9 protein-coding genes and 1 pseudogene are annotated in these 12,427 nt (G+C 45.6%); 7 read left to right on the top strand and 3 right to left on the bottom strand.

The window, feature by feature from the left end; translation table 11 throughout:
* Positions 1-37: 37 nt before the first annotated feature.
* Positions 38-910 (bottom strand): NAD(P)H-binding protein, encoded by an 873-nt coding sequence (locus ACI0FF_RS13905; RefSeq protein WP_419797396.1) that lies wholly within the window; start codon positions 908-910, stop codon positions 38-40.
* 68 nt (positions 911-978) lie between these two features.
* Between ACI0FF_RS13905 and ACI0FF_RS13900 the strand changes: the two genes are divergently transcribed.
* From ACI0FF_RS13900 to ACI0FF_RS13885, 4 genes are all read left to right on the top strand, one after another.
* Positions 979-1,947, top strand: coding sequence for a LysR family transcriptional regulator (locus ACI0FF_RS13900; RefSeq protein ID WP_419797395.1), 969 nt, complete (start codon positions 979-981; stop codon positions 1,945-1,947).
* On the top strand, positions 1,944-2,273 hold the full coding sequence (locus tag ACI0FF_RS13895; protein ID WP_419797394.1) for a DMT family transporter: 330 nt from the start codon (positions 1,944-1,946) through the stop codon (positions 2,271-2,273). The genes ACI0FF_RS13900 and ACI0FF_RS13895 overlap by 4 nt, the downstream gene beginning before the upstream one ends.
* A gap of 400 nt (positions 2,274-2,673) precedes the next feature.
* Positions 2,674-4,542 (top strand): alpha/beta fold hydrolase, encoded by a 1,869-nt coding sequence (locus tag ACI0FF_RS13890; protein ID WP_419797393.1) that lies wholly within the window; start codon positions 2,674-2,676, stop codon positions 4,540-4,542.
* A 145-nt stretch (positions 4,543-4,687) separates the two neighbouring features.
* Positions 4,688-5,764 carry a DUF6765 family protein gene (locus ACI0FF_RS13885; protein ID WP_419797392.1) on the top strand — a complete coding sequence of 359 codons (1,077 nt, stop codon included), beginning with the start codon at positions 4,688-4,690 and terminating at the stop codon, positions 5,762-5,764.
* A gap of 93 nt (positions 5,765-5,857) precedes the next feature.
* Here the strand turns inward: ACI0FF_RS13885 and ACI0FF_RS13880 are convergent, their stop codons facing one another.
* Positions 5,858-6,379, bottom strand: a complete 522-nt coding sequence (locus ACI0FF_RS13880; RefSeq protein WP_419797391.1) for a hypothetical protein — start codon at positions 6,377-6,379, stop codon at positions 5,858-5,860.
* Positions 6,380-6,526: 147 nt separating this feature from the next.
* On the opposite strand from ACI0FF_RS13880, the pseudogene ACI0FF_RS13875 reads away from it, so the two are divergent.
* Positions 6,527-7,305 (top strand): annotated as a pseudogene (locus tag ACI0FF_RS13875) (IS5 family transposase).
* 370 nt (positions 7,306-7,675) lie between these two features.
* Here the strand turns inward: ACI0FF_RS13875 and ACI0FF_RS13870 are convergent.
* The gene (locus ACI0FF_RS13870; RefSeq protein ID WP_419797390.1) at positions 7,676-8,902 is read right to left on the bottom strand and encodes an NADP-dependent isocitrate dehydrogenase; all 1,227 of its coding nucleotides are present in this window, start codon (positions 8,900-8,902) and stop codon (positions 7,676-7,678) included.
* 483 nt (positions 8,903-9,385) lie between these two features.
* On the opposite strand from ACI0FF_RS13870, the gene ACI0FF_RS13865 reads away from it, so the two are divergent.
* Positions 9,386-11,575 carry an NADP-dependent isocitrate dehydrogenase gene (locus ACI0FF_RS13865; protein ID WP_419797389.1) on the top strand — a complete coding sequence of 730 codons (2,190 nt, stop codon included), beginning with the start codon at positions 9,386-9,388 and terminating at the stop codon, positions 11,573-11,575.
* A gap of 151 nt (positions 11,576-11,726) precedes the next feature.
* The gene (locus ACI0FF_RS13860) at positions 11,727-12,374 is read left to right on the top strand and encodes a hypothetical protein (RefSeq protein ID WP_419797388.1); all 648 of its coding nucleotides are present in this window, start codon (positions 11,727-11,729) and stop codon (positions 12,372-12,374) included.
* Positions 12,375-12,427 lie beyond the last annotated feature (53 nt).

Genomic DNA, 12,427 nt, shown 5'->3' with positions numbered 1-12,427 from the left:
CCGGCGTTGTGACGGACGGCTGTTGAAAAAGGGCAGGTTACTTCGCTAAATTCTGAATAAATTGATCCAAAGTGGTCTCACCGTGGCGCACATTGATCTCTTCATAGACAATAGTTCCGTTATTGATGTTTTCATACATATCGGCAAAGAGACCGGCCACTTCATTGGAGATGCCAAACTGCATAAAAGTGTCTTTCCATGTGTTCTGCGGCACCGCGATGGGGGTGATATCTTTATTCAGGGCTTTGGATAAAGATTGCGCAATATCATGTGCGCTATATTGGGACGAACCTTTCAGTTCCACGATGCGGTGGGTTTGTCCATCTTTTGCCGGGCCTTCCAATAAAAGCTGTGCAGCGGTTTTCCCGATGTCTTGAGTCGCGACCATATCTATTTTTTGGTCTAGTGGCTGTAGGAAGCTGGGAAGGACACCATCATTGATGGCTGCGGGAAGAACGGATCCCCAGTTATCAAGGAAATATCCCGGACGTAAAGCCGTTGTTTTGATCGGGCTTTTTTCCAAAAGTTTTTCCAAATAAGCAAGGGTGAGAATCGGACCTGTTTTTTCCTCAAGCTGGGCACCGACGGAAGACAGGAAGACGGCATGCTCTAAGTTGCTTTGGTTAACGACGTTCACAAGGCTATCTGCCAATTCACGACGCGAAGAAAGAAAGTTGTTACTAGATAATTCAGGCGGCAAGAGGAAATAAGCGCCTTTTGCTCCGACCAATGCGCCCCGAACAGCTTCTTCATCAAATAGATCGGCAATGGCAACATCTGCACCTTTGTCTTTCCAGATTTGTCCTTTCTCGGGGGTGCGCACGATAACACGGACTTGCTCCCCTGCATTAATTAGAGTTTGAGCTGCGACAGATCCTGTGTTGCCGGTAACACCTGCGATGACATACATAATAAATACTCCTTGAATGTGTTGATCTGAAGGAGAAGATAAGAGATTAAATTGCATTCATCCAATGCATGTTTTATATTGTATACATGCATGAAGTGAATATTAGAAATATCGATTTAAATCTGTTGGTGGCACTGGAAGCTTTGTTAAATGAAGCCAGTGTGACGCGTGCGGCGATGGCTGTAAACTTAAGCCAACCGGCAATGAGCCGGGCATTGGATCGTTTGCGCGCAACATTGAAGGATCCGCTTTTGGTGCGTTCTGGGCGTGCAATGGTACTGACCCCACGGGCTGAAAGTTTGCGTACGCCGTTACACGATGCGTTGGAACGAGTGCGATCAGTGATGAGCCCCAACGAATTTAATCCAGCCACGTCGCAGGAATGTTTCCGCCTTGTTGGTGTGGATTATGTTTCCCATTTGATTTTGCCATCCCTTCTGGAAGAAATTTATACACAAGCCCCCCATGTGACGGTTGAAGTTGAACAACTGAGCGCAATGGCAATGGAAGATTTGAAGACAGGGAAAATTGATCTTGGGTTTGGTGTTTTAAATGACGGTCCTGCTTTTGATCAGGCTTACGCCCAACCGTTGTTTGAGGATCATTTCGTCTGTTTATTGCGAAAGAGACATGCTTTGGCGGGCAAAAAAATATCGCTAGAAGATTTTGTAGCCTGTTCGCATGCGTTATTGAGTATTACAGGACGTGGTGGTGGGGAGATTGACAGGCGTTTGGCGCAAGTGGGCTTGTCTAGAAAGATAGCACTGCGGTTATCGCATTTTACGGCAATACATTCTGTTATTGGGACGACAAACTTAATAACAACAATCCCGTCGCGATTGGCATATCAAGTCAAGGGGCATGATCTGGCCGTGTTGGATTTACCGGATGAACTGCAAGGACCGGGCTTCACAATTTCACAAATTTGGCATGAACGTTTTCATAATGATCCGGCGCGAAAATGGTTACGCGCGTTGGTGAAAAACGTATGTAAAAACTGTACCCGCATTAACCCACCCGTTGAGGATCCTTTATGACATATGTGTATCTGGCCATTGCAATTCTTGCCGAAGTTATTGGAACCAGTGCGTTAAAGGCATCGCAAGAATTCACTCGGTTGTGGCCCAGTGTGATTGTTGTGGCAGGCTACAGTTGTGCGTTTTATTTTATGACGCTAACACTGCGCGTTTTACCGATTGGCATTACATATGCGATTTGGTCAGGTGCCGGCGTTGTCTTGGTCACCTTATCAGGAATCGTCATTTATAAAGAAATTCCAGACCTGCCTGCGATATTGGGAATCGGTTTAATTGTATCGGGCGTGATCCTGATAAAAGGCTTTTCACAGTCTGTGATTCATTAAAAAATCAAAATAAAATAAAATATTTATTATTGGATTGAAGTTCTTTTGTCTCAAGACAGGCTTTGTTCAGATTTATCACGACTGTGATAAGTAATTGAAATATAGTAAAAATAAACCATGGGTTGTTTATTTTTACTTCCTTTAGTGTGCCTTACCTACATTTGTATAGACGTATTTATACTTAATTGATGCGCGATCACATTTGTGATAGCTCGCGTCCTGCTTTACAGGCATACATCGCATAATAAGCAGATATATCAATTCTAGATATTAAAAATACAAAAAAGCCCTATCTGTAGTTATGACGTTTTAATTCTGAAAAGCTTTAATTAAGCCGCTGAAAAATCAGCATTATTTAAAATAATAAGAATAAAAATGAACTCCAGTAAGGGTAATAAACATGTGGAACTACAAACCGACTGAAAATACGCGTAAAAATGCAACCGCTAAACCTGTAGTATCTTCGTTTGATGGCAATACAGCCTTATCGAATTATATGAATGGTATGCAACAGCTCTATAGTTTGCCCAACGCCGTGGCGAACCAATGGGTTGAGATGGTGCGTAATGTTAATTCTCCGGCTTCAAACCAAACCAAGGGATTGGAAGATAAAAAATCACAGGATGAAAAGGTTAAACTGAACTCACCTTTTGTTGGTGGTGTGTCGCCACAAGATATGGTGAAACTTTTCTCCAAGGTTGGTGGTCAGGTTATCTGTAAACCTAGTGTGGTTCTGGAAGAAACCAATAAGCTGGCAAAAGAATTAAGTGCAGCGGTTGCGAACCCCAACGCGTTGGAGGTTAAAAAAGAGGACCGTCGTTTCCGTGATGACGCATGGGATCGCAGCCCGATGCATAAGATGGCCATGCATGGGTATTTGGCTTGGTCGCGTGCGGTCAACAACATGATTGATCATGTTGAATTGGAAGACAAAGATGCACAGCGGGCACGTTATTTGTCTTCGTTGGTGACAGATGCATTATCCCCGACGAATAACCTGTTGAGCAACCCGGCAGCATTGGAAAAATTACGTGAAACTGGTGGAAAAAGCCTGATAGAAGGGTTTCAGAATTTTGCCAAAGATATTTCTGAGAACAACGGTTTGCCGGCACAGGTGGACAAGTCAGCCTTTAAAGTCGGTGAAAATATTGCCGCCACACCTGGTGATGTGGTTTATCGCAATGATGTTCTGGAATTGATCCAGTACGCGCCGACGACGCCCTTGGTTCATGAACGCCCGATTATGTTTATCCCGCCTGTGGTCAATAAATATTACCTGCTGGACCTCGCACCGGGAAAAAGCGCGGTGGAATATCTGGTCAACAATGGTTTTCAAGTCTTTATGGTGAGCTGGCGTAATCCGACACGTGAACATCGCCATTGGGGGTTGGATGAATATGTCACTGCATTGGAAGAAGGAATTGAAGCTATTCGTTCTATTACCCTGATGGATGAAATCAACCTGTATGCGGCCTGTACCGGGGCTATTCCGATGGCGGCCCTGTTGGGTTATTTGGCGGCAAAAAAGAAGAAATATGTCAAGTCTGCAACGATGGTTGTTGCAGTGCTGGACAGCAATGAAAAACAGTCCCTTGGTTTGTTTGCCTCCAATGAAGCTATTGCAATGGCGAAAATGAAATCACGTTATAAAGGGGTGCTTGATGGTGAAGAAATGGGACGTGTCTTTACATGGATGCGTCCTAATGATCTGGTCTGGAACTATTGGGTAAACAACTACCTGATGGGTAAAAAACCACCGGCATTTGATATCCTGTTCTGGAACAACGATTCCACGCGGGTTACTGCAAAATTGCACGAAGACCTATTGGATGTTTTTTCGTTGGATTTATTAAAAGTTCCAGGCGGATTGACGGTAAAAGGGGAGCCGATTGATCTGAAAAAAGTGGACTGCGATATCTATATGGTCGGTGGTCAAACGGATCATATCAGTGTTTGGAAGGGCTGTTTCAATTCTGCCAAATTCTTTGGTGGGGATTATGAATTTGTTCTGCATTCCAGTGGTCATGTTCAATCCATTATCAATCCACCCGGCAACCCGAAAGCAAGCTACATGCATAATACCAAAGGCGGCAATACGTCAGATGAGTGGCTGGCTGGGGCAAGTAAGGAACAAGGTTCGTGGTGGGATCATTGGGCGGGTTGGTTAGGTAACCGATCTGGTGAAGAAAAAGCGGCACCTTACAAACTGGGCAGTAATCAGCACGCGCCCTTGGTACGTGCACCGGGCGCTTATGTTTTAGAAAAATAAATTGAGTTTACCCAAACTTGGCAGGGGCGGCTTTTGGTGCCGCCCTTTTTTTGTGATAGAGGGTTTTGTTTCTCGTTTAGGATATTTTATGATATGATTTGCAATTATAAATATTAATGCAAATAGAACTCAGGGGGTGATGTATATGCAAAAGGATATGCATTATTATGGGGTATATGTCTTGGCGCGTTGTGCGGGTTTAAATCAAGCTGCCGCGCATACAATCGCGACAGCATCCCAATTTGTAGATGATGCGGGGACAAATGAATCTGTTACTTTTTTAGATGCGTCTATGTTGGATGTAGAGGCCACCGCGCACCACATTCTTCATGTGAAAAACCTCGACCCCCATGATCAACGCCGCATTTGGGTGCCGTTTCATTTTTATCCAGGTGGTGAAGGTGCCAGTTTTACAGAAAAGTTGTTGTGTCGCAAAGACAGCCTATTAGCTCGCAAAATGGTAAAGACAAATGTGGAAAAGGCGAAGACAGTCGCATTTGGGGATGCGTTAATTGGTGTGACAGCCCATGTCTATGCGGACACCTTTGCCCATTATGACTTTTCAGGGGTGAGTTCTCGTTTGAATCGTGTTGCAGGAGAGCTTAAAACATACGAACTGAACCCGGAAACCAAAGCGTATGTTGAAGATAAGAAAAAGCGGTTCTTCAAAGAAAACGGCGAACATGGTGGACTGCTGGCAAATATTAAGGGGTTTTTTGGTGGGAATCTCTCAGGCGCGCTTGGGCATGGTGGTGCGGCTACTTATCCAGACCGTCCCTATTTGAGATGGAGTCTGGAATGGGAAGATGCAAAGGGCCGGGTAGAAATGCGTGACAATTCCCAGACTTATATGGAAGCTTGCGAAAAGTTATATGATTTATTTGTCAAGTATGGGCATGGAAGTACAGATCATATGACCCCTCGACCTTTTGAGGAAGTGCGTGATGCTATTCAGGCGGTCATTGAAACACAGGGAAAATGTGCGGACCGGGAAAAAGCGTGGTGTGATCTGCTTGCCAGCGGGCAGATCACAGGAGTTACTGAAGAAATACCGGTTTATGCGGGTGAAAAATGGCTCATAGAATTTATGAAACTGCGTGCCCTCGAAGATGGGAGTCTGGCGACGCAGAAACCTGTGGTGCAATTTTTTCAAGCGGCAGCTTTTCATCGCCAGACAAGTTTGCGTGATATTTTGCCAAGATATGGCTTGATTGTCGGTTGATAAAGATCGTTTTAAAGGTGACCTTTTATTGGAGGGCAGGAAAGAGTTTAACGTTTTTGAGGTAAAGCGTAAATTTTTTGGATTTGGCCTAAGTTATAAAGAAGTCGTTTTCCCGCTTTTTGAACGCCTTCCATCAATGTTTTTTCTGTTGTGTCTGGTTGAGTATGCATAAGGCCTTTGATCTCCAACAAAGGCACCGCGTGTATATAATCGTAAGAGTTCTTGACCATCCGTTTGACCCGTATAATTGCGAAGAAGGCTGAGGTCATAGCTTATAAGGCAATTATCGTGCGGGTCCATGCCACCGATCAATTCTAAATGCAATGTGAATGGGGCGGAAGATGCTGTGGGATAGTTACTAAGTTTTAGCTCAGAGAGAAGAGGCGCACGTAAGAGGTCATCTGAGATGCTGCATTGTTGATTGATATGGTTGTGAACGGAAACATTGAAAGCTTGTTTCTGTGTCAGGCGCATGAGGAAGCCAGCATGACCGAATATTTGTATATGTCCCTGAAAGCTATTTTCAGAGATTGCATGGTCATTATCTGCATTGGCAGCGGAAAAAATGCATAGCGATAAGAAAACAAGAAATGAAAAAAGATAAGGTCGCTTCATATGGGAAATATCTTTGCCTCAAATATAAAATATTACCCACTTTATCACGTATTGATCGTTTGAGTAATCTGTTAGGTCCTGTTGACAAAGTGGGTTCACAAATTGCTTAGAATGTGATTCAAGACTTCTTTTTATGAGGAGAAGTCTATGCGGAATTTGATGAGCGACGATGAATGGTTATTCTTCGAGCCATTCCTTCATGCCCAAGGGCCAAAATCTGGCCGTCCTCCCTCAAATCACCGCCTCACTCTTGATGGTATTTTTTGGATTGCCCGGACAGGAGCACCTTGGCGTGACCTCCCCAATTACTTCGGTAAATGGTCCTCTGTTTATCGTCAATTCCGCCGCTGGACATTGCTCGGCGTTTGGGATGTTCTACTGGATGCCTTGAACGATGCCAAAGCCGTTCCAGATACAGTGCAAATGATAGATAGCACAATCATCAGAGCCCATCATCAGGCTGCTGGGGCAAAAGGGGGACTCAAAAAGAGGGTCTCGGCCGTTCAAAAGGTGGCTTTACGTCCAAAATACACCTTCGAACAAATGCCGAAGGCTTGCCAATAGCTCTGGAAATCAGCGAAGGCCAAACATCAGATTACAAAGGGTATGCTCCATTGATGGAATGGGGTGGTCCAGATGCCAAGGTTCTATTGGCAGACAAAGGCTACGATGCAAACTCCATTCGGGACGATATGGAGAAACGCGGTGGATACGCCATGATCCCAATGCGGAAAAACCGAAAGGAAATCACTCCCGTTGATGATTTCGTATATGGCTTGAGAAATCAGGTTGAACGCTGCTTCAACAAACTCAAAAATGCTCGCCGGGTTGCAACTCGGTATGACAAGACGATGCTCAGTTTCCTTGGCTTCGTGCAGGTCACATCAATTCGGGTATGGGTAAAATACTTTGTCAACAGGACCTAGGTGCTGTCGCTGGCGTGAGGAGGTTTGCGTTCTAATTTGTATAATATGTTTGAATGATTGCTTTTGTTATACCTGCTTCGTCAAGTTCGTGAAGGGCCTGCTGTAGGTACAACCTTTTTTCAGTCGAACCGGAAAGTTGTCGTAATTTAACATCTTCTTTTCATCAAAGGTTGGATTGAGTTCTTCTTGATAAAGTTTTGATTTTTTCGAAAAGCCAGTTGTAAAGGGTTTCTCCACCCCGTAACAATTCATATGAACACGATGATCTTGAAACTTAATTATAACATATTTATGAACAAAGCCCGAGACCTATTTATGTCTCGGGCTTTGTGTATGGCAGGTTAAATTTTGAGAATGTCTTCTCGTAGGCTTAACTGGGACGACGAGCCATTTTATCTCTCAGGTTTGCGTCGATATGATCCAGGAACTGCTGGGTTGTACACCAGGATTGGTCCGGTCCGACCAGCAAGGCTAGGTCTTTGGTCATGTGACCGCTTTCAACCGTTTCAATACAGACTTTTTCCAGATCATCGGCGAAACGTTCCAGTGCGGGTGTACCGTCAAATTGACCACGGAATTTTAAGGCACGTGTCCATGCAAAGATAGATGCGATCGGATTGGTGGAGGTTTCCTTGCCTTCCTGATGCATGCGGTAATGGCGGGTGACGGTGCCGTGGGCGGCTTCTGCCTCAATCGTTTGCCCATCCGGTGTCATAAGAACGGAGGTCATTAGACCGAGGGAGCCAAAACCCTGTGCAACCGTATCGGATTGAACATCCCCATCGTAGTTTTTACAGGCCCAGACGAAACCGCCTGACCATTTCATAGCGCAGGCAACCATATCGTCGATCAGACGGTGCTGGTACATGATACCGGCACGTTCAAACTGTTCTTTGAATTCCGTTTCATAGATTTCTTCAAAGATGTCTTTGAAACGCCCGTCATAAGCTTTCATGATTGTGTTTTTAGTGGACAGGAAAACCGGCCAGCCCAGTTCAAGGCCGTAGTTCAAACTGGCACGGGCAAAACCACGAATGGATTCATCCACGTTATACATGGACATCGCCACGCCGGAACTTTCAAATTCATAAACCGTGTGGGTGATGGCTTCGCCACCATCGGCCGGTTCAAACGTCATGGTTAACTTGCCGGGGCCGGGAACGCGCATGTCGGTTGCTTTATATTGATCGCCAAAGGCGTGGCGGCCAATAACAATCGGGCTGGTCCAACCGGGGACAAGGCGTGGGACATTTTTACAGATAATCGGTTGGCGAAAGACAGTGCCGCCGATAATGTTGCGCAATGTACCGTTCGGCGATTTCCACATTTTTTTCAGCCCGAATTCTTCAACACGGGCTTCATCCGGGGTGATGGTTGCGCATTTGACACCGACGCGGTGTTCTTTAATGGCGTTGGCGGCATCAATGGTGACTTGGTCATCCGTTGCATCGCGGTTTTCCATGCCCAGATCGTAGTATTTTAAATCGACATCAACATAGGGAAGGATCAGCTTGTCTTTGATGAACTGCCAGATAATGCGGGTCATCTCGTCGCCGTCGAGTTCGACGATCGGATTTTGGACCTTAATTTTGCTCATGTGCGATATCTCCTAGAGGAACAAGGATGGACGACAGCGAAGTCTCCAATGTCATTAAGGCGACGATACGCTTGTGTAAATAGGTTGGCAAGGAAAGTTTTGGTATGACCAAATCAGCAGTTTTTCTATGTTTTACAAAGGGTTGTAGACAAAGGAAAGTCTCTGGAATCTAGCGTAGTGGTAATACAAATGTATTTGCTGAAAACCTGTGAATTGGGGAAGGTGAAAAAGCAGAATCGATAGCCTTGAATAAGCCAAACAGAATGAAAAAAGCGGTGAAAAATTTTACTGATTTTTTTGTAGTTTGTGGATCTTCTGTACTTTCATTTGCTAGAAGATTGATTTTGAAGGATTAAAAGGTGATCTTAACTGGTAATACCGAAAAAAACTGTAAATTTGTTGCGGTGCGGCGGTCCAGATACTACAAATACGACCACGAAATTAAATATTTGCCTCTATGGCTTTTGGGAGTTTTGAAACAAAATGACTGACATCATCTATACAATCGTCGATGAAGCGCCGGAACTGGCAAGCGGTTCTTTCCTGCCGATCATCCAGAAATTTGCTGGTGCAGCTGGCGTTGAGGTTGGCACAAAGGATATCTCTGTGGCGGCCCGTATTCTTGCGTTGTTCGATTTGCATTCCGACGATTTGGCTGAGTTGGGCGAATTGGTGAAAACACCGGAAGCCAACGTGATCAAATTGCCAAACGTTTCTGCTTCTGTTCCTCAGTTGATTGCTGCGATTAAAGAATTGCAAGATCACGGTTTCGATATTCCCGATTATGTGGAAGATCCGAAAACTGATGCGGAAAAAGAAGCCCGTAAGAAATACGATACCGTGAAAGGTTCTGCTGTTAACCCGGTTCTGCGCGAAGGGAATTCTGATCGCCGCGCACCGTTTGCGGTTAAGCAATTTGCCAAGAAAAACCCGCACCGTATGGGGAAATGGGTAAAAGACAGCAAAACACACGTTGCTACAATGGGACAAAATGATTTTGCGTCTAACGAAAAATCTGTGACATTGGATGCTGCCACACAAGGCAAGATCGTTTTTGTCGGCAAAGACGGGACTGAGCAGGTCTTGAAAGAAAGCTTGCCGTTGCAAGCCGGTGAAGTTCTGGACGGGACATATTTGTCTGTTAAGGCCTTGCGTAAGTTCTTGGCGGAACAAATTGCAGAAACCAAAGAACAAGGCATTCTGTTCTCGCTTCATATGAAAGCGACCATGATGAAAGTCTCCGATCCGGTGATCTTTGGCCATTGTGTCGAAGTGTTTTTTGCCCCGGTCTTTGAAAAACACGCGGCAACATTTGCCGAATTAGGTGTGGATACAAACAACGGTTTTGGCGACGTGGTTGCTAAAATTGCCTCTTTGCCTGCTGATAAAAAGGTAGAGATCGAAGCCGATATCGAGGCTTGCCTGAAGGCACAACCCGATATGTATATGGTGAATTCCGATAAAGGTATTTCCAACCTGCATGTTCCCAGTGACGTAATCATCGATGCCTCCATGCCGGCTGTGATTAAAGCTGGCGGTAAAGGCTGGGGACCGGATGGCAATGAAGGCGACACCAAATGTGTGATCCCGGATAGTTCTTACGCCGGTGTGTACGATGCCGTGATCAACTTCTGTAAAGAAAACGGTGAGTTTGACCCGTCTACAATGGGGTCTGTTCCCAATGTTGGTCTGATGGCGCAAAAAGCCGAGGAATATGGTTCTCACCCGCAAACATTTACAGCACCTGCCGATGGTACCATCAAAGTTGTTGATGCAGCAGGCAACAGTCTGATCGAACATAATGTGGAAGCAGGCGATATCTGGCGTGCCTGTATGGCCAAAGATGCCCCGATCCGCGATTGGGTCAAACTGGCAGTTTCCCGCGCCCGCCTGAGCAATACACCGGCTGTTTTCTGGCTGGATGAAAACCGTGCACACGATGCGGAACTGATCAAGAAAGTAAATGCTTACCTGCCGGATCATGACACAAGCGGCCTGGATATTCGTATTATGGCACCGTCCGATGCAGCAGCGCATTCTTGTCAGATGATCAAAGATGGTAAAGACGTTATTTCTGTAACGGGTAACGTTCTACGTGACTACCTGACGGATTTGTTCCCGATCTTGGAAGTGGGCACGTCTGCGAAGATGTTGTCTATTGTTCCGTTGATGAATGGTGGCGGCTTGTTTGAAACAGGCGCTGGCGGTTCTGCACCGAAACACGTTCAGCAACTGGTTGCTGAAAACCACCTACGTTGGGACTCTCTTGGTGAGTTCTGCGCATTGGCGGCATCGTTTGAACATCTTGCCAACGTAAATGGCAACGCCAAAGCGGCTTTGTTGGGCAAAACACTGGATGAAGCGACAGCCAAGTTGTTGGACAAAAACGAGTCACCCAGCCGTAAAGGTGGTGAGCATGACAACCGTGGTTCTCATTTCTGCATTGCACTTTACTGGGCGCAAGCATTGGCAGCACAGGATGAAGATGCAGAGTTGAAAGCGTTCTTTGCACCGTTGGCTGAAAAACTGGCGGCAAACGAAGATCAAATTCGTAAGGAATTGATTGATTGCCAAGGCGCACCGGTTGATTTGGGTGGATATTACCATCAGGATCAAGCCAAGCGTGTCGCTGTTATGCGTCCGTCGAAAACATTGAACGATATTATTGGTTAAAAATTCGAAGGAGTGCATTGAGCGCACGATCTTGAATTTACTTATCGGTTTGAAAAGCCCCGAGGGAAACTTCGGGGCTTTTTCTGTTAGACTTGCAATAAAGGATAATAGTCCTATATTCTTTAAATGTTCTTTAAAGAAAGGGTAGGATATGGTTGCGTTTTTAGCGGCATTGCCGGCAATTTTTGCGGCAATGAAAGGGGCTGCTGATTTATTTGATGTCGGTAAGCAAGTAGTGGAAGAAATAAAGGGTGAAGCAGTCGAAGCCCGTTCACCGGATGAGTTGCGTGAAGAGGTGGACAAATTAAGTGAGCCGGAACGGGCACAATTTATGGAGCGAATGAAATCCGAATTAGCATTTTATGAAACGATCAGCAATCGATTGATGATGCAAGGGGGGCAGCTGGATGCAGAGGTCTTGAATGCAATCCCCCCACGCGCGCGTGCCCAAGTTGCCCTGATACGGATGACGACGCGTCCTTGGGCGGTGCGCTGGATGGTTATTGCTGTTGTATTTCCGCCCCTTGCCATTGTCGGGTTAAATTCATTGATTGCAGCCTATAACGTGATCAATGCGGCGTTTGGAACACCTTCGGCTATGGTTTCCTTGATTGAAATGGGGGATGTTTTAAACAGCCTTTATGAACAAATGGTCGGTTGGGCCGCAGCGGTGATTATGACCTATATGGGCATGCGTGAAGTCGGTAAGGCTGTTGAGCGAAAAGACAGTGTATCTGTGAACGATATTACGGGTTCGTTGTCACGATTTGTCGGTAATGTGAAGCAGGTTTTCCGGTGAAGTCATGAAAAAAAGGCCCGTCTCGGGAGGGGACGGGCCTGTCAGGTCTTGGT

It is taken from the genome of Terasakiella sp. 4MB5A (assembly GCF_050058155.1).
Taxonomy (GTDB): Bacteria; Pseudomonadota; Alphaproteobacteria; order Rhodospirillales; family Terasakiellaceae; genus Terasakiella; species Terasakiella halodenitrificans.
The sequence above is the reverse complement of the archived record's forward strand: the minus strand, read 5'-3'. Positions and strand labels throughout refer to the sequence as shown.

Excerpts from the sequence above, each read along its gene's own strand:
- ACI0FF_RS13905 (WP_419797396.1), bottom strand. The coding sequence starts at position 910 with ATGTATGTCATCGCAGGTGTTACCGGCAACACAGGATCTGTCGCAGCT.
- ACI0FF_RS13900 (WP_419797395.1), top strand. The coding sequence starts at position 979 with ATGTTTTATATTGTATACATGCATGAAGTGAATATTAGAAATATCGAT.
- ACI0FF_RS13895 (WP_419797394.1), top strand. The coding sequence starts at position 1,944 with ATGACATATGTGTATCTGGCCATTGCAATTCTTGCCGAAGTTATTGGA.
- ACI0FF_RS13890 (WP_419797393.1), top strand. The coding sequence starts at position 2,674 with ATGTGGAACTACAAACCGACTGAAAATACGCGTAAAAATGCAACCGCT.
- ACI0FF_RS13885 (WP_419797392.1), top strand. The coding sequence starts at position 4,688 with ATGCAAAAGGATATGCATTATTATGGGGTATATGTCTTGGCGCGTTGT.
- ACI0FF_RS13880 (WP_419797391.1), bottom strand. The coding sequence starts at position 6,379 with ATGAAGCGACCTTATCTTTTTTCATTTCTTGTTTTCTTATCGCTATGC.
- ACI0FF_RS13870 (WP_419797390.1), bottom strand. The coding sequence starts at position 8,902 with ATGAGCAAAATTAAGGTCCAAAATCCGATCGTCGAACTCGACGGCGAC.
- ACI0FF_RS13865 (WP_419797389.1), top strand. The coding sequence starts at position 9,386 with ATGACTGACATCATCTATACAATCGTCGATGAAGCGCCGGAACTGGCA.
- ACI0FF_RS13860 (WP_419797388.1), top strand. The coding sequence starts at position 11,727 with ATGGTTGCGTTTTTAGCGGCATTGCCGGCAATTTTTGCGGCAATGAAA.